Raw genomic sequence first — 24181 nt, forward strand, 5'->3', positions numbered from 1 at the left:
TTCTCGCTAAATAAAGGGCGATCGACCTCACAGGGCCCCATCTTGATCCCCCGGGAGCGGGCCCAACTCCCCTAGACTGCGAGTGTTCACATTGCAGACAAGGAGGCGACCATGTTGAGACAGAGTCGGCCGGAAGACATGGAAGAGATCGTCGAAATCTGGCTCCTGGCCTCCCTGCAGGCCCACGATTTCGTCGATGCCTCCTGCTGGTGGCAGGCTCAGGAGGAGCTGCGTACCCGCTACCTCGATCACGCCCGCATCTGGGTGTTCGAGGAGCGAGGGGACCTGCTCGGCTTCATGGCGCTGGTGGATGATTACCTGGCTGCACTCTTCGTGCGCCCCGATAGGCAGGGGCGGGGGGTGGGGCACGCCCTGTTGCAGGAAGCCAGATCCAGATGTGCCGAGCTGTATACACGGGTTTTCGTGGAGAACGAGCCGGCGGTGCGTTTCTACCGCCGCCACGGCTTTGAAATCGGGGGGGAGGTGCCCGATCCCCTCACCGGCCATCTTCAGTACCAGATGCATTACCAAGCCGTCTGAATCTGACGTCTGGGGCTGCCACGGTTGAAAACGGGGGGCACCATCCTCATCTTGTCTCCATCCCGGGGCGCCCTCGCCCCCGCTCTCTTCTCCTTATCGAGCCGTTTTCCATGAAGATCCTGCACACCGCCGACTGGCACCTCGGTCATCAGCTTCACGGCCACGACCGCCGCTTCGAACACGACGCCTTCCTCGACTGGCTGGCCGACACCATCAAGACCCGCGACATCGACGCCCTGCTGGTGGCGGGCGATCTGTTCGACACCGCCAACCCTCCCGCCAGTGCCTGGCAGCAGCTCTACCGCTTCCTGGCACGGCTGCGGGCCGAGCACCCGGCACTGGAGATGGTGCTCATCGGCGGCAACCACGACTCCCCCTCCAAGCTGGATGCCCCCCATGAGCTGCTGCGCGCCTTCGACCTGCATCTGGTGGGCAGCATCAGTCGGGACGACGAGGGGCACCTCGAGACCGAGCGCCTGCTGGTGCCGCTGCGAGGCAAAAACGGCGAGGTGGCCGCCTGGTGCGCCGCCGTGCCGTTTCTGCGCAGCAGCGATCTGCGCCCCGACGGGCTCAGCGAGGGGCAGGACAGACTCATCGAAGGGGTGCGCCAGGTCTATAAAGCGGTGCTGAGCGAGGGGCGGGCGCGCTGCAATCCGGATCAGGCCCTCATCGCCATGGGCCACGCCTATCTGGCGGCGGGCCAGCTCTCCGAGCTCTCCGAGCGGCGAGTGCTCGGCGGCAACCAGCATGCCCTGCCTGCCGAACTGTTTGCCGCTGCCGACTACACGGCGCTGGGTCACCTGCACCTGGCCCAGAGCCCGGCCGAGGGGGTGCACTACAGCGGCTCGCCGCTGCCGCTCTCGCTGGCCGAGGCGAATTACAACCATCAGGTGCTGGAGGTGACGTTTGAGAGGGGCAAACTGGCCCGCCTTGAGCGGATCCCGGTGCCCCGCGCGGTGAAGATGATCCGCCTGCCCCAGAGCGGCCTCGACGAGGCGCTCAAAGCCATCGAGGCGCTGGCGCTGCACCCTTGCCCACAAGAAGCACAGCCCTTCCTCGAGGTACGGCTGCTGCTGCCCAAACCCGAGGCCCGCATCCGCGAGCGCGTACTGGCCGCCATCGGCGACAAGCCGGTGCGCCTTGCCCGCATCACGACCAGTTATCAGGGCTCGGGCCAGGGGCTGGCGGACGGTGCCGGCCAGCGCCGGCTCGATGAGCTCTCCCCCACCGAGGTGTTTCGCCTCTGCTATCAGCGTCAGTTCGACGGGGAGCCGGAGGCCGAGCTGGTGGCGTCGTTTGAAGAGATCCTGGAGCAGGTGAAGGAGTCCAGCCAATGAAAATCTTGTCGCTGTCAGGGGAGAATCTGGCCAGCCTGACCGGTCAATTCACCATCGATTTTGCCGGTGGCGCCCTGGGGGCCGCCGGCCTGTTTGCCATCACCGGCAATACCGGCGCTGGCAAGAGCACCCTGCTCGATGCCATCTGTCTGGCGCTCTACGACGAGATGCCGCGCTTTATCGCCAATCGCAAGAATGTCGCCGAAGTGGGCCGCATGGATGACGAGGAGAAGCTCAAGGCCAACGACGTGCGCGGCATCCTCAGCCGTGGTCACGCCAGCGGTTTTGCCGAGGTGCAGTTTCGCGGCTGTGACGGCCGCATCTGGCTGGCCCGCTGGGCGGTGCGCCGGGCTCGCAACCGCGCCGAGGGGCGCTTTCAGGCCCAGGAGCGCAGCCTGACCGACGTGGCGTCGGGCCAGGTATTCAGTGGCAGCAAGCGGGAGCTGCAGGATCGCTTCGACGAGCTGGTGGGACTCTCCTGGGAGCAGTTTCGCCGCGCCGTCATCCTGCCGCAGGGGGAGTTTGCCGCCTTCCTCAAGTCGAGCGCCGACGAGCGTTCGGCCCTGCTCGAACGGATGACCGGCACCGAGCTCTACTCCGCCATTTCGGTCCAGACCCATGAACGGGCGCGGGAGGAGCAGCAGAAACTTGCCGCCATCAGCCAGCGGCTCGGCGACGTGGCGCTGATGGACGAGGTGACCCGCGAGCAGTGGGTGAGCCAGCAGGTCAACCTCGCCACCAGCCTCAAACACGAGCAGCAGCAACAGCAGCTGATGCAGTATTTGCGCGATCTCAACGGCCGCATCGCCGCCCAGCAGCAGGCCTGTGAGGAGGGGGAAGTGGCTCTTGCCGCAGCCGAGGCGGCCCACGGTGCGGCCGCCCCCGAGCGCGAGGAGTTCGCCCGCGCTGAGCAAGCCCAGGTGGCCCGCGCGGATCACGACGAACTGGCTCGCCTCACCCTGGAGGTGCAGCAGCAGGAGAAGGCGCAGGCCGAGCTTGGCCCTGAACTTGGCAAGCTGGAGGAGAAGACCCAGCAGAGCGCCCTCACCGAACAGCAACTGCTGGCGGAGAAGATCGCCGCCGAGCGCGAGTGGGGCGCCCTGCAGCCTGAACTCAAACGGGCGCAGGAGCTCGACACCCGCATTCGGGAAAAGCAGCAGCAACTGCAGAAGATCCAGCAGGAGGGGGCGCAGGAGCGGGAGGTGCAGCTCACCCTGGAGCAGGGCTGGCGCCAGCAGTGCCAGCAGGTGGAGCAGCTCAAGGGCCAGCACCAGCAGTGGGGTGCCTGGCTTGAGGAGCACAAGGAGCTGGCGCCGGTGGCCCGCCAGTGGCAGCCCCTGCTCACCGCCATGCAGGATTGGGCCGAGGATGCCGACAGGCTGCAGCAACTGCTCACCCTGCGCGAACACAAGCTGCGCGCCCTCAGGCAGTTGCAACATCAGCTGGAACAGGGGCAGCAGGAGCGCGACTATTGGCAGCGCGAGCAGGAGCGACTGCAGCAGCAACAGCACGAGCTGCAGGAGCAGCAGTGGGAGGGGCGTCTGGCCAAGGCGCAGGAGCAGTGGCAAGGGCAGACTGAGCAGCTGGGCCAGCTGCGCCAGCTGTTGGAGCTGGCGGACTATGGCCGCAATCACGGTGAGCAGCATGGTCGCCTGCAGCAGGAGATCGCCCAGCTGGAGCAGGCGCTCGGCAAGCTGGCCATCCTCGGCGACGAGCTGACGCCGGCCCGCGAGCGGCTCGCCCTGCAACGGGACGAGGCGCGCCATGCGCTGGAGCAGTCCCGCGCCATCGCCAGTTTCGAGCAGCATCGCCACATCCTGCGCGACGGTGAACCTTGCCCGCTCTGCGGCGCCGAGGAGCACCCCTATCACCAGAGCCAGCCACAGGTGGCCGGCATTCTGGGGCAGTTGGCGGAGCGCGTCCGCAGCCTGGAGCTCGAGTGGGAGCGGCTCAATCACCAATACATTCAGTGCGAGAGCGAGCGCCAGGAGCTGGCCCGCCAGCTGGCGGTGCGCCAGCAGCATCTGCCTGAGCTGGAGACGCGCGCCGAGCAGCTGACCCAGCGCTGGCAGCAGCTCGGCGGTGCCGAGCTGCTGGGCCATCCGCTGCCGCTGCGTCAGAGCCCGATCGAGTGGAACGAGTTGATGAGTACCCTGCTGGGCCGTGGCCAGAGCCTGGAGCAGGGGCTGGCCCGTAGCCAGCAGCAACTGCGCGAGGCCCAGCAGGGGCAGCAGCAGTTGCAGGCCGTGCGCCAGCAGCTGAGCCAGCTGGCCAGCCAGCACCAGCAGTTCGAGCAGCAGTGGCAGGAGGCCGATCGTCAGCGCATCGCCCTGGAAGGGGAGGTGAAGGGGATGGGCGAGCAGGAAACGACCCTGCGCCAGCGCCTTGAGCAGGGGGGCAGCCGGCTCGACGAGCAGATGGGAGGCCAGCCCTGGCGTCAGTGGCTGGGCAGCCAGCAGTGGCGCGAGTGGCAGCGGGCCTGCGAGGCCTGGCTGCACGGCCAGAGCGAGTGGGAGCGGCTGACCGGCGAGATTGCCAGCCTCACCCCGGCCCTGAGTGCTCAGGAGGCGCGCCTGCAGACCCAGCGTGAGCTGCTGCACAAGCTCGAGCGCGACTACAAGGAACATGAACAGCAACGGCAGGGGCTGGTTACCAGTCGTGCCACCTGTCTGGGGGGGGAGGAGATTGCCCTGGTCGAGAGCCGCTGGCAGCAGCGGCTGCAGCAACTGGCCAGCGAGCTGGAGACGATGCAGGGGGCGGCCCGCATCCTGCGCGAGCGCCAGACCGAGCTCAAGACCCGTCTCAGCCATCTGGAGCAGGAGAAGCAGGTGAGCAGCCGGCGGCGACGGGAGGTGCTGGGGCGCTGGGCTGCCCACGCCAGCAGCCTCGGCATCGCCGAATATGATCTGCGCCGCCTGCTGGCCATGAGCCCGGATGAGCTCAAGGGGCGCCGCGCCGCCTTGCAGGCGCTGGAGGATGCCCGCGCCGAGGCGCGTACCCGTTTGACCGAGCGGCAGCGGGCGCTGGCGCTGGAGGAGAGCAAGCGGGATCGTTACCGCGAGCATCACCCCGAGCTGGCCGCGTTGGCGCCAGAGGAGCTCGCCAGCCGGCTGACGGCGCTGGAGGCGCACTGCCGCGCCCTCGACGAGCAGCTGTTCCAGTGCAAGAGCACGCTGGCACAGGCGGAGGCGGCGGCCCTCAAGGCGGGCACCCTGCAGGAGGAACTGGCCGCCCAGCAGGCGGTGGCGGATCACTGGCAGCGACTCTCCGATCTCATTGGTTCGGCCAGCGGCGCCAAGCTGCGTACCTTCGCCCAGAGCCTGACCCTGGAGCGGTTGCTGCTGGAGGCCAACGCCCAGCTTGCCGAGCTCTCCCCTCGCTATCGACTGGAGCGGGTGCCCGGCACCGATCTGGCGCTGCAGGTGGTGGATCTCGACATGGGGGACGAGGTGCGCTCGGTGGACTCCCTCTCCGGCGGCGAGAGCTTCCTGGTGTCGCTGGCGCTGGCGCTGGCCCTCTCCAGCCTGTCGTCGCGCCAGACCCAGGTCGAATCGCTCTTTATCGACGAGGGCTTCGGCACCCTCGATCCCGACAGTCTGGATCTGGCGCTCGCCAGCCTCGATTCCCTGCAGGCGGCCGGCCGCCAGATCGGGGTCATCTCCCACGTGCAGACCCTGGTGGAGCGGATCGGTGTGCAGGTGCGGGTGGAGGCCCTCGGTGGCGGTGAAAGCCGGGTGGTGTTGCCCGGCTGACGACGTGTCGCCCATGACCCTCCATGAGCAAAAAGGCCCCTGTCACAGGGGCCTTTTTGTTGGTGTGCAACCCGTTGCTGGTTATTTGCGCTCGGGCAGCATATTGGTCAGGGTGTTGTCCTTGAGCACATGGTGGTGGTAGATGGCTGCCGCTGCGTGCAGGGCAATCAGAGCATAGCCAATGTTGGCCAGCGTCTCGTGCAGCTCCTTGATGGTGCCCTTCAGGCCGTCATCGGGGGCGATGAGGGCGGGGAGCGCCAGGCCGAAGAAGGGAATGGGCTTGCCCCCTGCGCTCAACAGCAGCCAGCCCAGCAGCGGGGTGAGGATGAGGAAGCCATAGAGCGCCAGATGGGCGAGCTTGGCCAGCGTGAGCATCAGGGGGGAGAGCTCGGGCACGATACGCGGTGAAGGGCTACCCACGCGCACCAGCAGGCGCACGACCACCAGCGCCAGGATCAGCAGACCCACCATAAAGTGAAACTCCTTCATCAGGTCGCGTCCGGCCGACCCTTTGGGGAAGATGTCCCTGAACTCCATCAGGCCGTAGACGGCGATCATCAGCAGCAAGGTCAACCAGTGCAGCCCTATGCTCAGGCTGCCATAACGTTGTTCGGAATTTCTCAGCATCGTTGTCTCCTCGCCACTTAAGCGGCTTATCTCTTTTCATCCCGTCTCATATCGAGCCAAAGGACCCGCAGGTATCCCTCTTGAGGGTACTCGGCTTGCTTATGCCCGTGTTGATCTCGATAACATTTCTGCCTGTTTGCCGTCATGCTGACCTGTGCGGGAGCCCATGGAGTATCGGGAGATGGAAGGGGCAAAAAAAAACCGAAGCACCAGGCTTCGGTTTTTGGCGGTCGCTGGCGTCAGGCCAGGGCGCATTATTTCTTGATGCGGATCACCGGGGTTTCGCCCACGGTCACGGCGCCAGTCATCTTCACCAGCTCTTTGATCTCGTCCATGTTGGAGATGACCACAGGTGTCAGGGTAGACTTGGCTTTGGCTTCCAGAACGGCCAGATCGAACTCGATGATGGTGTCACCGCGCTTGACCTGTTGACCTTCCTGAGCGATACGGGTGAAACCTTCACCCTTCAGCTCGACGGTGTCGATACCGAAGTGAACGAACAGCTCGATACCAGAGTCGGACTCCAGAGAGAACGCGTGGTTGGTCTCGAAGATTTTGCCGATGGTGCCGTCGCACGGAGCAACCATCTTGTTGCCGGCCGGCTTGATGGCGATGCCGTCGCCGACGATCTTCTCGGCGAAGACGACGTCAGGCACATCTTCGATGGGGACGATTTCGCCGGACAGCGGAGCAAAGATTTCGATGCCGCCAGTGTCAGAACTGTCGTCGGAAACCAGTTTCTTCAGTTTGTCGAACAGACCCATAGTAAAAGCTCCTAGAGATGATTGTCGCTGTTTGCAGCCGATCTTAGCAGACTGCCTTCTGCTTAATAAAGTTATCTACGCACGCTTCGATTTCGGCGGCGGTGGCAAAGCTCAGCGCCTGGTCGGCCATGGCCTTCACATCTTCGAAGTTGGTGTTGCGGATAAGCTTCTTGATACGCGGTACAGAGATGGCGCTCATGGAGAACTCATCCAGACCCATACCCAGCAGCAGCAGGGTGGCGCGTTCGTCACCAGCCAGTTCACCGCACATACCGGTCCACTTGCCATTGTCATGGGAAGCGTCGATCACCATCTTGATCAGGGTCAGGACGGAGGGTGACAGCGGGTTGTACATGGCGGAAATCATCTCGTTACCACGGTCGACAGCCAGGGTGTACTGGGTCAGGTCGTTGGTACCGATACTGAAGAAATCCACTTCCTTGGCCAGATGATGAGCCATCACGGCCGCGGCCGGGGTCTCGATCATGATACCCACTTCGATGGATTCATCAAAGGCTTTGCCTTCGGCACGCAGTTCGGCTTTCAGCGTCTCCACGGTAGCCTTCAGGCTGCGGAACTCTTCGACGGAGATGATCATCGGGAACATGATGCGCAGTTTGCCGAAGGCAGACGCACGCAGGATGGCCCGCAGCTGGGCGTGCATGATGTCGGTGCGATCGAAGAAGATACGCACGGCACGCCAGCCCAGGAAGGGGTTCATCTCTTTCGGGAAATTCATGTAGGGCAGTTCTTTGTCGCCGCCGATGTCCATGGTACGGACAATGATCGGTTGATCCGGCATGGCTTCGGCCACTTCCTTGTAAGCCTTGAACTGCTCGTCTTCGGTCGGCAGCGCGTCACGGTCCATGAACAGGAACTCGGTACGGTACAGACCCACGCCTTCGGCGCCGTTGCGGATGGCACCCTCGGTATCCTTGACGGTCCCGATGTTGGCGCACACTTCGACCTGGTGGCCATCCAGAGTAATGGCAGGCAGGTCTTTGAGCTTGGCCAGCTCGTCCTTCTCTGCCTGGAACTGGGCCTGGAACTTCTTGGCTTCGTTCAACTGGTCGGCGGTCGGGTTGATGATGACCTGGTTGTTGATCGCATCCAGCACCAGCATGTCACCGTTCTTGACGCGCTCGGTGATGTCGTTGGTGCCCACGACGGCCGGCAGCTCCAGGGAGCGGGCCATGATGGAGGTGTGGGAGGTACGGCCACCGATGTCGGTGACGAAGCCCAGCACGTATTTCAGGTTGATCTGAGCGGTTTCAGACGGGGTCAGGTCTTTGGCGACCAGGATGACCTCTTCGTCGATGGTGCTCAGGTTGACAACGGCGATGCCCAGTACGTTCTTGACCAGACGGGTGCCGATGTCACGGAAGTCGGTGGCGCGCTCACGCAGATAGGGGTCATCCAGATCGGCCATCATCTTGGCGTACTGTTCGATCACCTCGTGAACGGCTCTGTCGGCAGAGGCTTTGTGTTCTTTGATGAAGGATCTGATATCCCCTTCCAGCTCTTCATCTTCGAGCAGCATGATGTGGCCTTCGAAGATGGCCTCTTTTTCTTCACCGAAGGTGCGACCGGCCATCTCTTTGATGGCTTCCAGCTGTGCGGCTGACTTGGTGCGGGCTTCGAGGAAGCGGTTGATCTCGGCATCAATCTGTTCGGCGGGAATCTTGCCTTGATTGATAACGATTTCATCTTCTTTCAGAAGAAGCGCCTTACCGAATGCGATACCGGGGGACGCAAGAATGCCAGATATCATAATCCTTCCTATTAAAACGACTGTGGGGGAGGAATAAAGCTGGATTACTCCAGCTCGTCCATCAGGGCAACCAGCTTCTCAACGGCTTTCTGAGCGTCCGGGCCGTCAGCCTGGATGGTCACGTTGGTGCCTTTGGTCAGACCCAGGGTCTGGAGCTTGAACAGGCTCTTGGCGCTGGCGGATTTGCCACCGGAGACCACAGTGATCTCGCTTTGGAATTCTTTGGCTTCTTTCACGAACTGAGCTGCAGGACGGGTGTGCAGGCCGTTTTCAGCAGTAATAACAACAGACTTCTCGTACATGGTTTCACCCCATATTATTGATATTGTTTGGAGAGATGGTCGCCAATGAGGCTTCCTGTCTCACCGTGTCAGTATGGATATGTTGTAAAGTAACGAAATCAGACCTGCAATGGTTTAATCCAGGTCAATTTTCTGTGCAGTATTCGGCGTTGTGGCCAGGTATTTTTTCGCTATCAGGCTGCAAGCCGCGTCAGGCCTGGCCTGAAATTATTTTATAACGAAAAATAACACTTTGTTACCTTGTGATACCTTGCCAGCAAACACCTCGTGACGCCGCACAGGATATGAGATTTATCACAGAATGTCTGCTTTTTTTGTCATATCCAAGTTTGTTATTTTACCCCAAAAAATAAGGGGCCGAGTGGCACTGGTGGCTAGAGAGTTTAGCGCATAATGAAAACGGCGCTCCGAGGAGCGCCGTCGTTTTGGTGTTGGCTGATCAACTACTGCTGCAATTCCTGCTCGCTGAACACACCGGCGAAGAGGGCGCTGGAGAGGTAACGCTCGGCGGCGCTCGGCAGGATGACGACAATCGTTTTCCCTTCGAACTCCGGCTGCTCGGCCAGACGGTTGGCAGCGACCACGGCAGCGCCGGAGCTGATACCGGCCAGGATCCCTTCCTCTTCCATCAGGCGGCGGGCCATCTCGATGGCTTCGTCACTGCTCACCTGCTCGACGCGGTCCAGCAGGCTCAAATCCAGGTTGCCCGGGATGAAGCCGGCGCCGATGCCCTGGATCTTGTGCGGACCCGGTTTGATCTCTTCACCCGCCAGTTTCTGGCTGATGACGGGAGATTCGCTGGGCTCGACCGCCACGGAGACGATGGCCTTGCCTTTGGTCTTCTTGATGTAGCGGGAGACCCCGGTGATGGTGCCGCCGGTACCGACGCCCGCCACGAACACATCCACCTCGCCATCGGTGGCGTCCCAGATCTCGGGGCCAGTGGTCTGCTCGTGGATTTCCGGGTTGGCCGGGTTTTCAAACTGTTGCAGCAGCACGTACTTGCCCGGCTCGGATTCGAGGATCTCGTTGGCCTTGGCGATGGCGCCCTTCATGCCGAGGGGACCTTCGGTCAGTACCAGGTTGGCACCCAGGGCCTTGAGCAGCTTGCGGCGCTCCAGGCTCATGGTGGCCGGCATGGTCAGGGTGATGGGATAGCCGCGGGCCGCAGCCACGAATGCCAAGGCAATGCCCGTGTTGCCGCTGGTGGGCTCGATGATCTCCTTGCCCTTGGTCAGCACGCCGCGTTTCTCGGCATCCCAGATGAGGTTGGCACCGATCCGGCACTTGACGCTGAAGCTCGGGTTGCGGCTCTCGATCTTGGCCAGCACGCGGCCCTTGGTAACACGGTTGAGACGAACAAGCGGGGTGTTGCCTATGGTCTGGCTGTTGTCCTCAAAAATTTTGCTCATGGTGCTATCCCTGTGTTTGTTAAGGCGATGAAACAAGATTACCCTGTGGTTTCTGAATGAGAAGTGACGAATCGTTATAACAATATGTTATTACAACATATAGAACTTATTCTCTCTTGCCGAGGGGGCTCCCGCTGCCTGGGCATCCAATGGAAGGGATCTCATGGGATTTGCAGGAAGCGACCGCTATCTCGCATCACAGGCACTGAAGATGGCCGTCGATGCCGCCATCGTGCTGGAGAAGCCGCTGCTCATCAAGGGTGAGCCCGGTACGGGCAAGACGGTGCTGGCGGAGGCGGTGGCCGAGTCCCTGGGCGCCGAGCTCATCAGCTGGCACATCAAGTCCACCACCAAGGCCCAGCAGGGGCTCTACGAATACGATGCCGTCGCCCGGCTGCGAGACTCCCAACTCGGCGACCCCAGGGTAGGGGAGATAGGCCACTACATCCGCCGGGGCAAGCTGTGGCAGGCCTTCAGCGCAGAGCAGCGGCCAGTGCTGCTTATCGATGAAATCGACAAGGCGGACATCGAGTTTCCCAACGATCTGCTGCTGGAGCTGGATCGGATGGAGTTCGATGTCTACGAGACCGGCGAGCGCGTGAAGGCGCGCCAGCGACCCGTGGTCATCATCACCTCCAACAACGAAAAAGAGCTGCCGGACGCCTTCCTGCGCCGCTGTTTCTTCCACTACATCCGCTTCCCCGACAAGGCCGAGATGCAGGCCATCGTGAAGCTCCACTACCCAAACCTCAAGGAGCGGCTGCTCGACGAGGCGATGGAGCTCTTCTTCGAGCTGCGCGAGGTAGAGGGGCTGCGCAAGAAGCCGTCCACCTCGGAGCTACTGGACTGGATCCGGCTGCTGTTGGCCGACGATATCGCCCCCGAAGCCCTGCGCACCCGTGAGCCCGGCAAGTTGGTGCCCGCACTCTACGGTGCCCTGCTCAAGACGGAGCAGGACTTGCACCTCTTCGAGAAGCTCGCCTTTCTGGCGCGCCGCGGCGGCTGAATGCTCATCGACTTCTTCCTTCACCTGCGCCGCCACAAGCTTCCTTGCAGCCTGCGCGAATTGCTCGACCTGCACGCGGCGCTGGCTGCCCAGCTGGCCAGCCTCGACATGGACGAGTTCTACCAGCTATCCCGCTGCCTGCTGGTGAAAGACGAGGCTCACTATGATCGCTTCGATCGCGCCTTCGCCGAGTATTACGAGGGGTTGGCCGCCATCCCCCTGTTGCCGGAGAGCCTGCCTGACGACTGGCTGCGCCAGGAGTTCGAGCGGCTATTGAGCGCCGAGGAGAAGGCGTTGCTCCAATCCCTTGGCGGGCTGGACAAGCTGCTGGCGACCCTCAACCAGCGCTTGAACGAGCAGAAGGAGCGTCACGCCGGCGGCAACAAGTGGGTCGGCACCGGGGGCAGCAGCCCGTTCGGTCACGGCGGCTATCACCCGGAAGGGATCCGCATGGGGGGAGAGGACCAGCACGGGCGGGCGACCAAGGTGTGGGAAGCGCGCCACTTTCGCAACTTCAGTGACGACTCGCCCCTGGGGCAGCGCGCCATCCAGCTCGCCCTGCGCAAGCTCAGGCGCTGGGTGCGCCGGGGCAATCTCGACGAGCTGGATCTCGACGACACCATCCAAAGCTCGGCCAGGCAAGGCTGGCTCGATGTGAAGCTGCGGCCCGAGCGCCACAACGGGGTCAAGCTGCTGGTCTTCTTCGATGTGGGGGGCTCCATGGATGCCCATGTGGCCGAGGTGCAGCGCCTCTTCTCGGCCCTGCGCCACGAGTTCAAGCACCTGGTGTTCTTCTATTTTCACAACTGCCTCTACGACTTCGTCTGGCAGGACAATGCCAGGCGCCTTGATGATCGGTTCGATACCCTGCGGCTGCTGCGCACCTACGGCAGCGACTACAGGGTGATGGTGGTGGGGGATGCGAAGATGGGCCCCTATGAAATCACCTGGCCAGGTGGCAGCGTAGAGTACTGGAACGAGGAGCCCGGCCAGGTGTGGCTCGGGCGCCTGCAACAACATTTCCCCAAGATGGTGTGGGTCAATCCGCTGCCAAGGCAGGAGTGGCTGTGGCACCCCTCCATCAAGTTGATGAACGAATTGATCGGCGGGCGGATGCACCCGCTGACCCTGGCGGGTCTGGCTGCGGCCATCGACCAGCTGTGACCCTCTGAACCCTAAAAAACAGACAAGCCGGGATTGCACCCGGCCAGGAGCAAAGATGACCTCTATCGTAATCAGTGGCTCAGGCCTCTATACCCCTCCCTTTGCCGTCAGCAATGAAGCGCTGGTGGCGGCCTTCAACCAGTATGTGGATCTCTACAACGAGGAGAACGCCTCCGCCATCGATGCAGGGCAGCTGCCTGCCAAGCAGCACTCGAGCTGCGAGTTCATCGAGAAGGCCTCCGGCATCAAGAGCCGCTATCTGGTGAGCAGCGAGGGGGTGCTGGATCCCGACATCATGCAACCGCTCATGGCGGAGCGCCCGGACGATCAGCCCTCCATCATGGTGGAGATGGCGGTGGCGGCCGCCGAGCAGGCGCTGATCGCCGCCGGTCGTGAACCGGGGGAGATCGATCTTGTCATCGTCGCCGCCTCCAACATGCCGCGCCCCTACCCGGCGCTGGCCATTGAATTGCAGCACTATCTCGGCGCCAGCGGCCTGGCGTTCGACATGAACGTGGCCTGCTCTTCCGCCACCTTCGGGATCAAGACCGCCGCAGACATGCTGGCGGCAGGCACCGCCCGGCTGGCGCTGGTGGTCAATCCGGAGATCTGCTCGGGTCACCTCAACTTCCGCGATCGGGACAGTCACTTCATCTTCGGCGACGCCTGTACCGCCGTGCTGCTGGAGCGGGAGGCCGATTGCCAGGTGGCCAACCCCTGGCAACTGGTGGCCAGCAAGCTGGTGACCCAGTACTCCAACAACATCCGCAACAACTTCGGCTTCCTGAACCGGCTCAGCCCGCGCACCCGCTACGGCGACGACAAGCTGTTCCGCCAGCAGGGGCGCAAGGTGTTCAAGGAGGTGCTGCCCCTGGTGTGCGATCAGATAGCCTCCCAGCTGGCGGAGCAGGGATGGGCGGCCGATGGCTTGAGCCGGCTCTGGCTCCATCAGGCCAACCTCACCATGAACCAGTTCATCGGCCGCAAGTTGCTGGGCCATGACGCCAGCCAGCAGGAGGCGCCTGTCATCCTCGACCGCTACGGCAACACCAGCTCGGCGGGTTCCATCATCGCCTTCCACCTCTTCAACCAGGATCTGCCGAGCGGGGCTCGCGGGGTGCTCTGCTCCTTTGGGGCCGGTTACTCCATCGGCAGCCTGCTGCTGCGGCGGCGCTGAGCACCCTGTTTTGCCCATAAAAAAGCCACCCGGGAGGGTGGCATTTTTCAAGCAGGTTCGATGGTCAGCACCTGACATTGCGGTTCTTTTATCTGAAATCGCACGTTCACATCGAACAATCTGACACCGTACACCTTGTCATCCGGCTTGCCCTTCTTGTAAGCAGGGCGGGGATCCTGAGCCAGCACCTCCCTCACCAGTTCACGCAGCTCCGGGTGGGCCTTGAGCCAGGGGGCGAGCTGCTGCTCGGCCTGGGCGCTGAAGCTCACCGCCAGCGGCGGGGTGGGGGCATCGGGGGCGAAACCGCCACGGGCGTGGGGCAGGCTGTCGGCATAGGGGACATAGGGCTTGATGTCGACGACGGGGGTGCCGTCGAGCAAGTCCACGGCGCCCAGCTCGAGCCAGAGTTTGCCGCGCTCACGTCCCACCCCGTGCAGCTCGACCACGGAGAGGCCAAGGGGGTTGGGGCGGAAGGTGGAGCGGGTGGCAAAGACCCCGACCCGCTCGTTGCCGCCGAGGCGCGGCGGGCGCACCGTCGGGTGCCAGCCCTGATCCATGGTCTGGTGAAACACGAAGCTGATCCAGAGATGGGAGAATTGCTCGATGCCGCGCAGCACATCGGGCTGATCATAGGGAGGAAGCAGTTCGAGGCGGGCGCGAGCCGCGCTGACCAGACCGGGCTGGCGGGGTATGGCGAACTTCTCCTTGTAGGGAGAGCGGATGATCCCTAGGGTATCGATATCGAACTTCATGGCGGATCCTGGCTGAAAACCCGGGCAATGTAGCACAGGCACGCCGAAAACGCAGGGGGAGCACCAGGACGCAGCCCCTGTGATCCCGATCCCAGACCCGGTGCCCGGGGGCTGTGTCCTGGTGCCAACTTGCGTAGGGTGGGGCGGCAAAAGGGGTGGCGGGGGAGCGGGCAAGGAGCCTGCTGCCCGCACCATGACGATATGCCTGGCGGCATCAGGGTGTGCCTGGGACGTGTGCTCACCATGCCAGGCCATGGCCGTTTCGGCTGCCCGTGGAGGGGCTGCAAGGAGAGGGCGCCATAGAGGAGAGACAGGGATGAAATTGTTGATTATCGGCGGCACCGGCTTTCTGGGTCGCCACCTGACCACGCTGGCCCTGGATTGGGGGCACGAGGTGACGCTGTTCAATCGCGGCCACCGCCAGCACCCGGATTGGCGGGAGCTGACCCAGCTTCACGGGGACAGAGACGGGGACCTGGCCCCCTTGCGGGGCGAGGGGCGGCACTGGGATCTGGTCATCGACACCTGCTGCTATCGCCCCGAACAGGCCGAAGGACTCTCTGACGCTCTGCTGGGGCGCTGTGATCGGCTCATCTTCATCTCCACCATCAGTGTCTATCGCGATTTTTCCCAACCCGGCATGGATGAGTCGGCCCCCTTGCACGAGATGGCAGGAGCGCCCACCGACTACGGCCCCCTCAAGGTGCTGTGCGAGTCGGCGTATCGTGCCCGCTGGGGAGATCGCCTGTGCACCCTGCGCCCCGGCGTGCTCTGCGGCCCCTTTGACCCGACCGCTCGTCTTGCCTGGTGGGTGAGGCGGGTGCAGCGGGGCGGGCACTGGCTCTTGCCGGGGCAGGGGGAGGACAGGCTGCAATACCTGGATGTACGCGACTGCGCCGAGTTCGTGCTGCGGGCTGCCGAGCAGCGACTCGCTGGGTGCTTCAACCTGATCAAGCCCGGCATTGCACTGAACGACTGGGTGGAGCGCCTCGCTGCCCGGCTGACGCCAGCGACCCCCTTGCAGCTCGAGTGGGCTCCCTGGCGTGACCTGATGGCGGCAGGGGTGGCGCCCTGGCAAAGCTATCCCACGCTGCTGCCAAACGAGCTGCCCGAGTATGCAGGGTATGGCACCATCAGCGCCGAGGCCGCCATCGTCCATGGGCTGAACTTTCGCCCTCTGGAGGAGACGGTTGACGATCTGGTGGTATGGCTTGCCAGCAACCCCCGGGGGCCGCTGCCAGGCATGACCCCTGATGAGGAACAGGCCCTGCGACGACGGGGGGCGCTTCCCCTGTCATCGAATGCGTACTAGCTGACATCATAAAGAAGAGGGCACCCCAGGGTGCCCTCTTCTCATGTGGGGTGTTGATCCATGACGGGCGCTCAGCGCAGCACCGCACCCGCGTCGGCCAGCAGGGTCCTCAGCACACTGCGATGGCAGCGGGACTCCTGTTCGCAGTAGCACCCCACCGAGAAATGGGTGGTGTGGGAGAGGGCGGCCAGCAGGGCCAGATCGTGCCTCGCGGCCGGGGCGGCCATCTCGGCCTTGTACTGCTTGCAGAAGGCGGTCCACCGGGCCGGGGTGTCGGCAGTCTGACCGAGTTTCATGGTCTCGGCGCTGGGGGCCAGATTGGGGAACCAGACGTCGTACCAATCCTGGCTGGCGAACGCCGCTTTGGGCACGCCGCGAGGGGGGCGACGCACGGTGCCGATGCGAAGTCCCTCATCCTCGAGGCGGGGGCTGCCGAGTCGCACGATGGCGATCGCCATGGCAGGACTTACTTCTCTTCGGCTACTTTCAGCGCCTGACCGTAGCAGATCACCTGCTTCAGGCAGCCGGGCACGTCGCTGAACTCGGCGCACTTGTCGAAGCTGACGCCGTTGCCCCCCATGTCCGCCACGCGGCGGCGGGCCAGGGTACGGGCTTCACCGGCATTGGGCACCGCCTGATTGGCATCGCTCTGGCAGGATTCCCCCTCGACGGTGCCGAGGTAGAGGTAGTTGAGGTCGGCGAGCTCGCTCTGCTCGTAGATCCGCACGCTCCCCGGCTTGAAGTACTCGTCGAAGTTTTCCTTGTCCAGATTGCTGTTGAAGGCGAAGTCGGCGCAACCGGAGGCAATCAGGGGCATCATCAGGATCAGGCGTTTCATATCGGCATCTTGTTGGGTGGCGAGTGGGCCATTATAGGGGGCAGTCGCCGATGGCGACCAGCCCCATTTTTAGCCATATCAATGGATTGTAGCGAGACGACCCCGGATCAGGCGGGGGCCAGTCGCCGGTGCAGGCTGCGGTAGTGATCATCTTCCAGCAGCTCCTGGTGGGGGGCACACAAACGGATGCGACCCTCTTCCATCAGGGCTACCCTGTCCATCCGTTCCAGCCCCAGCAGGCGGTGGGAGATGAGCAGCAGGGTGCGATCCGCCCCCAGGGTCAGCAGCAGATCCATGATCTCCCGTTCGGTCTGGGTATCGAGCCCTTCGGTGGGCTCGTCCAGCAGCCAGAGCGGTGCATCGTGGAGCAGGGCGCGGGCGATGCCGATGCGGCGGCGCTCCCCGCCGGAGAGCGGACGCCCGCCATCCCCGAGCCAGGCATCCAGCCCCTGTTCGGCCTGCTCACCCTCATCGCGCAGCAGAGTCCCGAGCCCCACCTGGGTGAGCACCTCGATGAGCCGTTCGTCGCTGGCTCCGGGGGCGGCCAGGGTGAGGTTGCCACGCAGGGTATCGGCAAACAGGTGGACCCGCTGGCTCACCACGGAGCAGGAGGCGCGCAGCGCCTCTTCGCTGTAATCGGTGAGGGGCTTGCCATCGAGCAGGATCTCCCCCGATAGGGCCGTCCACTCCCGGGTCAGCAACCCCATCAGGGTGGACTTGCCACAGCCGGTCTGCCCCAGCAGCGCCAGCTTCTCCCCGGCATGCAGTTGCAGGGTGCACCCTTGCAGCACGGGAGCATCCTGGCCTGGATAGGTGAAATGCAGGTCGTTTATCTGCACGGCACCCCGGGCAGCGGGGGCTTGCTGTGCGCCCCACTCCGGCGCCTTGGCCTCTTGCAGGATCTCGTTGAGACGGCGGGCGGAGGTGAGGCTGGTGGAGAGGTGCTGGAAGGCACCGGCCAGCGGCAGCAGCGCCTCGAAGCTCGCCAGGGTAGCGAACACCATGAGTGCCGTGATGGGGTCAGGGGCACTGCCACCGACGCCGTGACCGGCCAGCCAGAGCATCAGGGTCAGAGTCCAGCCGCTCAGCAACTGCACCGAGAAGGCGGCCAGGCCGCTGACGCGGGCCATGCGGGCCTGGGCCCGGATCAGGGCCTGCTCCGCCTGCTGCAATCCGGTGAGCGCCTCGGGAGCGGCGGTGAACATCTGCAGTTCGGCCTGGCCGTCCAGATAGTCCACCATGCGGGTACGCAGGTTGGACTTCTCGGCGATGAGCTGGCGGCCCGGTGCGCGCCCGGCAAAATAGAAGACCAGGGGCAAGGCCAGCATGCCAAAGAGCAGAATGGCTCCCAGCGTCAGCGCCAGGCGACCATCGAAGAAGGAGAGGAAGAAGACCAGCCCGGCGCAGCTCAGCAGCGCCGCCCCAATGGGGGTGATGAGGCGCAGATAGACGTGATCCATGGCGTCGATGTCGGCCACCAGACGGTTGAGCAGGTCAGCCTGGCGAAAACCGGCAAGGGAGCCGGGGGAGAGAGGGGAGAGCTTTTGCCAGAACCAGACCCGCAGCCGGGTCAGCACCCGGAAGGTGGCGTCGTGGCTCACGACCCGCTCGCCCCAGCGACTGGCGGTGCGCACGATGGAGAAGAAACGCACGCCCCCCGCAGGGGTCATGTAGTTGAAGGTGTCTCGGGTGGCGACCGCCAGCCCGGCGACGGCGGCGGCGGAGAGGAACCAGCCGGAGAGGGAGAGCAGGCCCATGCCGGCCACCAGGGTGACCAGGGCCAGCAGCAGGCCGATGGAGAGGCTGAGCCAGTGCTGGCGATAAAGGCGCAGGAACGGCAATAGATCAGTCATCGAGAGAGTCTCCGAAACCTTGGGATTGCGACAGGAGGCGGGCGAAGGGGCCCTGGGCCTCGCCGAGTGCGGCAAAACGTCCCTGCTCCACCAGCTTGCCGTGCGCCAGCACCAGGATGTTGTCCATCTGGCTGAGCTGATCGAGGCGGTGGGTGATCATCAGCAGGGTCTGACCTTGTGCGGCCTGTTCGAGGGCGCTCATGACGGCTCGCTCAGAATGGCGATCCAGGCTGGCAGTGGGTTCATCCAGCACCATCATCTGGGTCGTCTTGAGCAGGGTACGGGCAAGGGCGATGCGCTGGGCCTGGCCGACGGAGAGGCCGCCCGCCTGATCCCCGACCCGATAGTCCAGCCCTTTCTCGTTGACGAACTCCCAGGCCTGGGCGCGCTTGAGCGCGGATTCCAGCTCGGCGTCGCTGGCGGATGGTCTGGCCAGAAGCAGGTTGTCCCGCAGGGAGCTGTGGAAGAGTTGGGGATTCTGGGAGAGCCAGCCTAGCTGCTGGCGCCACTGGCTGATGTCCAGGGTACGAAGTTCCACTCCGTTGACGCACAGGGAACCGCGATAGGGGGCAAAACCGAGCAGGGCATTGACCAGGGAGCTCTTGCCCGCGCCGCTGATGCCGACCAGGGCGGTGCGCGTGCCGGCTTCCAGCGTGAAATCGAGGGGACCGACCAGCACCTTGCCCTCGGCGCTCAGCACTTCCAGGCTGCGGGCTTCTACCTTGACGGGGCCATCCGCATGGAAGGGGAGCGTCCCGGAGGCGGGTTCGCTCACGTCGGCCTCGAGAAATTCCAGCAGTTGTTCGGCGGCGCCAATGGCCTGTGCCTTGGCGTGATAGTGGGCACCGAGTTCCCGCAGCGGCGCGTAGAACTCGGGGGCGAGGAAGAGCACGAACAGGCCGGTAAAGAGGGTGACCTTGACGCCATAGCTGCCAAAGTTGAGGTGATCGATGTAGGAGAAACCGAAGTAGACGGCCACCAGGGCCACCGCGATGGCGGCGAAGAACTCCAGCACGGCCGTGCTCAGGAAGGCGAGGCGCAGCACCTCCATGGTGCGCTCGCGAAAATCTTCCGATGCATCGCGGATGGCCTCCCCTTCCGCCCGGGTACGCATGAAAAGCTGCAGGGTGCGCAGTCCCTTCAGGCGATCGAGGAAGTGGCCTGAGAGGCGCGCCAGCGACTGGAAGTTGCGGCGGTTGGCATCGGCGGCACCCACCCCCACCAGGATCATGAAGAGAGGAATGAGGGGGGCCGTGCCGAGCAGAATGAGGCCCGCCGCCCAGTTGACCGGGAACACGGAGACCAGGATCACCAGGGGAATAAAGACGGCGATGGCCATCTGGGGCAGATAGCGGGAGAAGAAGTCCTGCATCTCTTCGATCTGCTCGAGCAGCAGGCTGGCCCAGCTACCGGCGGGACGACGCTGGATATAAGCAGGGCCGAGCCTGGCGAGGCGGGTGAGCACCAGCTCGCGGATGGCCTGGCGCACCGCACTGCCCGCCTTGAAACTCGCCACCTCGCGGCCATAGGCCAGGGCCGCCTTGGTCAGGGTCACCAGCAACAGACTGATGAAGAGGGGGGCGGAGTGCTCCGGCGTGGAGCCTTCGATGATGAAACCGTGCAGCAGGCTCGCCAGCAACCAGGCCTGCATCACCATCAGGACGCCCTGACCCAGCCCGAAGGCGATGGAGATGCCGATCCAGCGCCGACCATGGCCCGATTGTTTGCGCAACCAGCCATAGAGATGTTTCTGTCTGTTCTTGTCCATTACCACCCTCCTCAAACGAGTGGCGCAAGACTATCGTCGCCCCCACGGCTTGGCAACCTTGCAGAACCGGGCGGAGGAACATCATTGTGTGAAAAACCAGCTTCATGCTCATTAGTTGGCCGAACAGCTTGATTTATGGCAAAAAATGCGAGGTCGGTGATTGCGCTCGGCGGCAAAATGCATATAGTAGAGGCCACTGACGCGGGTGTAGTTCAATGGTAGAACGGTAGCTTCCCAAGCTGCATACGTGGGTTCGATTCCCATCACCCGCTCCACATTCCAGATAGCGGCACGCGCCGTTGTCCATATCAGCCAGATGGCTGTCTGTCGTGGGGATTCCCCATCACACCAAGCAAGTTTTGATGCCTAGCGGGCATCGTATAATGGCTATTACCTCAGCCTTCCAAGCTGATGATGCGGGTTCGATTCCCGCTGCCCGCTCCAGTCTTCACACAAAAAGCCCACTCCTGCGAGTGGGCTTTTTGTTGTCTGTTTTTTGATGCCGGCGAGAGTGCCAGAGCGGCCAAGCTGAAAGGCGCAGACATGGAAAAGGCGCCACAGGGCGCCTTTTCAACTCGGGAGTGGGGAGGATTACTCCTGCTCCAGCTCGCCGCAGAAGCGATAGCCTTCGCCATGGATGGTGGCGATGATCTCCGGGGTGTCGCCCACGCTCTCGAAGTGCTTGCGAATACGGCGGATGGTCACGTCCACGGTGCGGTCGTGGGGCTTGAGTTCGCGGCCCGTCATCTTCTTGAGCAGCTCGGCACGGGTCTGGATCTGGCCCGGGTTCTCGCAGAAATGCAGCATGGCGCGGAACTCGGAGCGGGGCAGCTTGAACATGTCGCCAGCCGGGCTGACCAGGGCGCGGCTGTTGATGTCCAGGGCCCAGCCATTGAACAGATAACGTTCCACCAGCTTCTTCTCTTCGCCACCGGCGGCCACGTTCATGGTGCGGCTCAGCAGGTTGCGGGCACGGATGGTCAGTTCACGGGGATTGAACGGCTTGGTGATGTAGTCATCTGCGCCGATCTCCAGCCCCAGGATCTTGTCCACTTCGTTGTCGCGACCGGTCAGGAACATCAGGGCGATGTTGTCATCTTCACGCAACTCGCGCGCCAGCAGCAGGCCGTTCTTGCCCGGCAGGTTGATGTCCATGATCACCAGGTTGATGGTGTGGCTGGTCAGGGCCTGGTGCATCTCGTCACCGTTGTTGGCTTCCAGCACGATGTAGCCTTCGGCTTCGAAGATGCTCTTGAGGGTGTTGCGGGTGACCAGCTCGTCTTCGACGATCAGAATATGTGGTGTTTGCATGAGTATTCCCAGATTCTTATCAGTTAATTATCGAAATTTTAACACTCTTTGGCGTTATCCGACCGGTCCTGAAAATTTATTACGTCATCCTGGGTATGAATATCAGGTCGAATCATCGCGAATTTGGTAACTATGTCGGCAAGCATCCCTGTGCCGTACATGGGCTCTCAACAAGTCTGAACAAGAGAAGCCCGGAGAGGTAGTCCATTACAAAAGTTGCTGCATTTTATCAGTTAACAGGCGCATAACAACACTCTTTGCCGTCAGATAGCAACTTTTTAACTCAGCTTTGATATAAGTCAATCCCCGAGTTCGCAGCATCATACTTGGGCTGACCCGCTTTTTCGCCCTTAATAAATGTAATGGGATGTAACATGTGGTTGACATGACTTTGTGGGAAAACTACAGAAAAGTGTGCTTCATCGCCCCCTTTGAGCCCCCCAACTGCCCAGCCTATGCCATTGTCACGGCCTGGAACCCGGCCAGCCGGTGGGTGGGGCTGCGCCGCAATGCCCGTCGCCAGCGAGCCCTTGTCCGGCAAGTGGGCGAGTGTCCCGTCATGGGAGAGGTCTGGGGGAGCGATGAGGATGAGCGCTGGCAGGAGGCGTCGCTGTTGTTGCCGCTTTCGCAGTCAGAGGCGATCCGGCTGGCCGCCCGATTTGGCCAGAATGCCCTCTATTGGGTGTGTGAAGGAGAGCTCTGGCTGGTGCCCGTGTTGCTGGAAGGGACACCCTGTCATCTGGGGGCGCTTGCGTCCCGCTGGCGGTTCAGGCCTTAGGGCTGACATGGCCCCCCGCCATCCGGACAGGGCACCCGGCCGGTGGATTGTCAGCGCCCCGACATGATGAAAGAATGAGCGGACACATTTCACTCCATGGAAGGATGATGATCATGCTGGACCTGCTGCCCGACCTTTGCGATGAACATGGCGATGCCCTTAGGATCGCTGACCCCCTGTTTCAGGACTATGGCGGCAAGGCGCTGTTTTACGGCGAGGCCGTGACCCTCTCCTGCTTTGAAGACAACAGCCTGGTGCGTGATCTGGTCAATCGTCCCGGCCATGGCAAGGTGATGGTGATCGACGGGGGCGGCTCCCTGCGTCGGGCGCTGCTCGGGGATCAGCTGGCCATCAAGGCGGTGGAGCAGGGGTGGGAGGGGATCCTCATCAATGGTGCCGTGCGGGATGTGGGGACGCTGGCGACCCTGGCGCTGGGGGTCAAGGCCTTGGCCCCCTGCCCGGTAAAGACCGAAAAACGGGGCCTGGGCACGCTGGACACCGTGGTCTCTTTTGCCGGTGTGACCATAGCGCCCGGCGACTATGTCTACGCCGACCTCAACGGTGTGCTGGTGAGCGGCGCCAGGCTCCTCTGAACCTCAGAAGTTGAAGCCCACGCCCAGAGTGAGAAAGTGTTCCGTGCTGAAGGCACTGAGTCCGTAATTGGCGGTGATGGCCAGGGAGGGGGTCACCAGCAGACTGCTGTTGAGCTCAACCAGGGTGCTGGCCTTGCTCACCTCCAGTTGCTTGAGCTGGCTGCCGATGTTGAGTGACGGGGAGAGGCGATAGCGCACCCCAGAGCTGATATTGAAGCCGGCCTGTTCGCTGCGCCGTCCCACCGCGGGCCCTGCCTCCATGTAGAGGCTGATGTCATCCTGAAGCGGATATTGATAGCCGGTATTGATGAGCCAGAGGTCGAAGTTGTCGCCCAGGTGGCTCTGGTTGCCGAGCAATACGCCGGAATAGCTTTTGACGTAGAGCGGGTTGTCCGATTCGGTCTGGAGAAAACTCCAGTCGGCGGCCTGAGCCGAAAAGACGAGGCTGGATGCCATTGCGATGACGAGAGACTTGACCATTCGTTTCCCCTCCCTGGGTCCGAACAGGACTACAAGCATGGCACATGCCAGCGGGGAGTAAAGGGAACCCAGATCACAATAAAAGAGTTTTGATTGACGCTGCAGTCATGGTACACAGGCCCCTCACTCCGTGTCGTTACGACACGCTCCATCACGAGGTGAACTGATGAACAACAAACTGATCCTGCTGGCCGCTCTGGCCCTGGGAGGCTGCACCATGACTACGGGCTCTACGCTGGCACAATTGCAGGCATCGACCTGGCAACTGCAAGGGGCGAGCGGTGATACCTTCACCCTGCAGGTCGCCGGTGACAAGGTGGCGGGCAAGGGCGGCTGCAACCGCTACTTTGGCGGCATCACAGAGCAGGGTGACGGCGTGTTGACGCTTGGCGCCATGGGTTCGACGCGCATGATGTGTGCGGGGGATCTGGCCGGCAAGGAGATGAACTACCTGCAGACCCTGGAGAAGGTGGCGAGCTTCCAGATCAGCGGCAAACAGCTGGTGCTAAAGGATGCCGACAAGGCCACCTTGCTGACCTTTGACGCCGTGAAATAAGCCGGAATCTCGTCAAAGGCTGTCGCAGGCGAACCCTGCGCCAGCGTGCAGAAGAATGTGAAAAGGGACGCAATGGCGTCCCTTTTTG

General features: G+C 62.9%; 22 protein-coding genes and 2 tRNA genes. 12 read left to right on the forward strand and 12 right to left on the reverse strand.

Features of this window, described 5'->3' with window-relative positions; all coding sequences use genetic code 11:
• The first annotated feature begins 111 nt into the window (after window positions 1–111).
• The 3 genes from PG896_RS05110 to PG896_RS05120 all read left to right on the forward strand — a co-directional run bounded on the left by PG896_RS05110 (window position 112) and on the right by PG896_RS05120 (window position 5629).
• Window positions 112–540: a GNAT family N-acetyltransferase gene (locus PG896_RS05110; RefSeq protein ID WP_049636616.1), complete on the forward strand. Its 429-nt coding sequence runs from the start codon at window positions 112–114 to the stop codon at window positions 538–540.
• Between the two features lie 110 nt (window positions 541–650).
• Entirely contained in the window at window positions 651–1877 is a 1227-nt protein-coding gene (locus PG896_RS05115) for an exonuclease SbcCD subunit D C-terminal domain-containing protein (protein ID WP_270835453.1), read from the forward strand.
• On the forward strand, window positions 1874–5629 hold the full coding sequence (locus tag PG896_RS05120) for an AAA family ATPase (RefSeq protein WP_270835454.1): 3756 nt from the start codon (window positions 1874–1876) through the stop codon (window positions 5627–5629). The genes PG896_RS05115 and PG896_RS05120 overlap by 4 nt, the downstream gene beginning before the upstream one ends.
• An 81-nt stretch (window positions 5630–5710) precedes the next feature.
• Here PG896_RS05120 and PG896_RS05125 read toward each other — a convergent pair whose 3' ends face one another.
• From PG896_RS05125 to cysK, 5 genes are all read right to left on the reverse strand, one after another.
• Window positions 5711–6256 carry a cytochrome b gene (locus tag PG896_RS05125; RefSeq protein ID WP_039039343.1) on the reverse strand — a complete coding sequence of 182 codons (546 nt, stop codon included), beginning with the start codon at window positions 6254–6256 and terminating at the stop codon, window positions 5711–5713.
• 254 nt (window positions 6257–6510) lie between these two features.
• The gene (crr, locus tag PG896_RS05130; RefSeq protein ID WP_010673569.1) at window positions 6511–7020 is read right to left on the reverse strand and encodes a PTS glucose transporter subunit IIA; all 510 of its coding nucleotides are present in this window, start codon (window positions 7018–7020) and stop codon (window positions 6511–6513) included.
• Between the two features lie 43 nt (window positions 7021–7063).
• Window positions 7064–8791, reverse strand: coding sequence for a phosphoenolpyruvate-protein phosphotransferase PtsI (gene ptsI / locus PG896_RS05135; protein WP_041213301.1), 1728 nt, complete (start codon window positions 8789–8791; stop codon window positions 7064–7066).
• A gap of 44 nt (window positions 8792–8835) precedes the next feature.
• Entirely contained in the window at window positions 8836–9093 is a 258-nt protein-coding gene (locus PG896_RS05140; protein ID WP_005303128.1) for an HPr family phosphocarrier protein, read from the reverse strand.
• Between the two features lie 443 nt (window positions 9094–9536).
• A complete protein-coding gene (cysK, locus tag PG896_RS05145; protein ID WP_010673571.1) occupies window positions 9537–10505 on the reverse strand; it encodes a cysteine synthase A in 969 nt (322 codons plus the stop codon).
• A gap of 163 nt (window positions 10506–10668) precedes the next feature.
• Here cysK and PG896_RS05150 point away from each other — a divergent pair, with 163 nt between their 5' ends.
• The 3 genes from PG896_RS05150 to PG896_RS05160 are packed head-to-tail and all read left to right on the forward strand — an operon-like array spanning window position 10669 to window position 13852.
• Window positions 10669–11511: an AAA family ATPase gene (locus PG896_RS05150; protein ID WP_270835456.1), complete on the forward strand. Its 843-nt coding sequence runs from the start codon at window positions 10669–10671 to the stop codon at window positions 11509–11511.
• Window positions 11512–12675, forward strand: coding sequence for a vWA domain-containing protein (locus PG896_RS05155; RefSeq protein ID WP_270835457.1), 1164 nt, complete (start codon window positions 11512–11514; stop codon window positions 12673–12675).
• Window positions 12676–12730: 55 nt separating this feature from the next.
• Window positions 12731–13852, forward strand: a complete 1122-nt coding sequence (locus tag PG896_RS05160) for a beta-ketoacyl-ACP synthase III (RefSeq protein ID WP_043155834.1) — start codon at window positions 12731–12733, stop codon at window positions 13850–13852.
• A 47-nt stretch (window positions 13853–13899) separates the two neighbouring features.
• Here the strand turns inward: PG896_RS05160 and tsaA are convergent, their stop codons facing one another.
• Window positions 13900–14604: a tRNA (N6-threonylcarbamoyladenosine(37)-N6)-methyltransferase TrmO gene (tsaA, locus tag PG896_RS05165; RefSeq protein WP_041213296.1), complete on the reverse strand. Its 705-nt coding sequence runs from the start codon at window positions 14602–14604 to the stop codon at window positions 13900–13902.
• Window positions 14605–14920: 316 nt separating this feature from the next.
• Here tsaA and PG896_RS05170 point away from each other — a divergent pair, with 316 nt between their 5' ends.
• Window positions 14921–15916 (forward strand): NAD-dependent epimerase/dehydratase family protein, encoded by a 996-nt coding sequence (locus PG896_RS05170; protein WP_268426260.1) that lies wholly within the window; start codon window positions 14921–14923, stop codon window positions 15914–15916.
• A gap of 71 nt (window positions 15917–15987) precedes the next feature.
• Here the strand turns inward: PG896_RS05170 and PG896_RS05175 are convergent, their stop codons facing one another.
• From PG896_RS05175 to cydD, 4 genes are all read right to left on the reverse strand, one after another.
• Window positions 15988–16374, reverse strand: a complete 387-nt coding sequence (locus tag PG896_RS05175) for a DUF488 domain-containing protein (protein ID WP_270835459.1) — start codon at window positions 16372–16374, stop codon at window positions 15988–15990.
• Window positions 16375–16382: 8 nt separating this feature from the next.
• Window positions 16383–16754 (reverse strand): Rcs stress response system protein RcsF, encoded by a 372-nt coding sequence (gene rcsF, locus PG896_RS05180; RefSeq protein ID WP_010673578.1) that lies wholly within the window; start codon window positions 16752–16754, stop codon window positions 16383–16385.
• Window positions 16755–16861: 107 nt separating this feature from the next.
• Window positions 16862–18607 carry a heme ABC transporter ATP-binding protein/permease CydC gene (cydC, locus tag PG896_RS05185; protein WP_182721692.1) on the reverse strand — a complete coding sequence of 582 codons (1746 nt, stop codon included), beginning with the start codon at window positions 18605–18607 and terminating at the stop codon, window positions 16862–16864.
• Entirely contained in the window at window positions 18600–20375 is a 1776-nt protein-coding gene (gene cydD, locus PG896_RS05190; RefSeq protein WP_104451711.1) for a heme ABC transporter permease/ATP-binding protein CydD, read from the reverse strand. The genes cydC and cydD overlap by 8 nt, the downstream gene beginning before the upstream one ends.
• A 201-nt stretch (window positions 20376–20576) precedes the next feature.
• On the opposite strand from cydD, the gene PG896_RS05195 reads away from it, so the two are divergent.
• Window positions 20577–20650, forward strand: a tRNA-Gly gene (locus PG896_RS05195).
• A gap of 94 nt (window positions 20651–20744) precedes the next feature.
• Window positions 20745–20819: transfer RNA gene (locus tag PG896_RS05200), tRNA-Gly, on the forward strand.
• A gap of 147 nt (window positions 20820–20966) precedes the next feature.
• Here PG896_RS05200 and arcA read toward each other — a convergent pair.
• On the reverse strand, window positions 20967–21686 hold the full coding sequence (gene arcA / locus PG896_RS05205) for a two-component system response regulator ArcA (protein ID WP_010673581.1): 720 nt from the start codon (window positions 21684–21686) through the stop codon (window positions 20967–20969).
• A gap of 385 nt (window positions 21687–22071) precedes the next feature.
• Between arcA and PG896_RS05210 the strand changes: the two genes are divergently transcribed.
• Window positions 22072–22464, forward strand: a complete 393-nt coding sequence (locus PG896_RS05210) for a DUF3293 domain-containing protein (protein WP_270835460.1) — start codon at window positions 22072–22074, stop codon at window positions 22462–22464.
• Window positions 22465–22577: 113 nt separating this feature from the next.
• The gene (locus PG896_RS05215; protein WP_048208766.1) at window positions 22578–23057 is read left to right on the forward strand and encodes a putative 4-hydroxy-4-methyl-2-oxoglutarate aldolase; all 480 of its coding nucleotides are present in this window, start codon (window positions 22578–22580) and stop codon (window positions 23055–23057) included.
• 3 nt (window positions 23058–23060) lie between these two features.
• Here the strand turns inward: PG896_RS05215 and PG896_RS05220 are convergent, their stop codons facing one another.
• Complete coding sequence (locus PG896_RS05220; RefSeq protein ID WP_201956488.1) at window positions 23061–23537, reverse strand: hypothetical protein; 477 nt, start codon at window positions 23535–23537, stop codon at window positions 23061–23063.
• A gap of 166 nt (window positions 23538–23703) precedes the next feature.
• On the opposite strand from PG896_RS05220, the gene PG896_RS05225 reads away from it, so the two are divergent.
• On the forward strand, window positions 23704–24093 hold the full coding sequence (locus tag PG896_RS05225; RefSeq protein WP_201956490.1) for an META domain-containing protein: 390 nt from the start codon (window positions 23704–23706) through the stop codon (window positions 24091–24093).
• The last annotated feature ends 88 nt before the right edge of the window (window positions 24094–24181 follow it).

Origin of the sequence: Aeromonas sp. QDB30, assembly GCF_027707645.1 — a bacterium.
In the GTDB taxonomy this organism is placed as follows: domain Bacteria; phylum Pseudomonadota; class Gammaproteobacteria; order Enterobacterales; family Aeromonadaceae; genus Aeromonas; species Aeromonas caviae.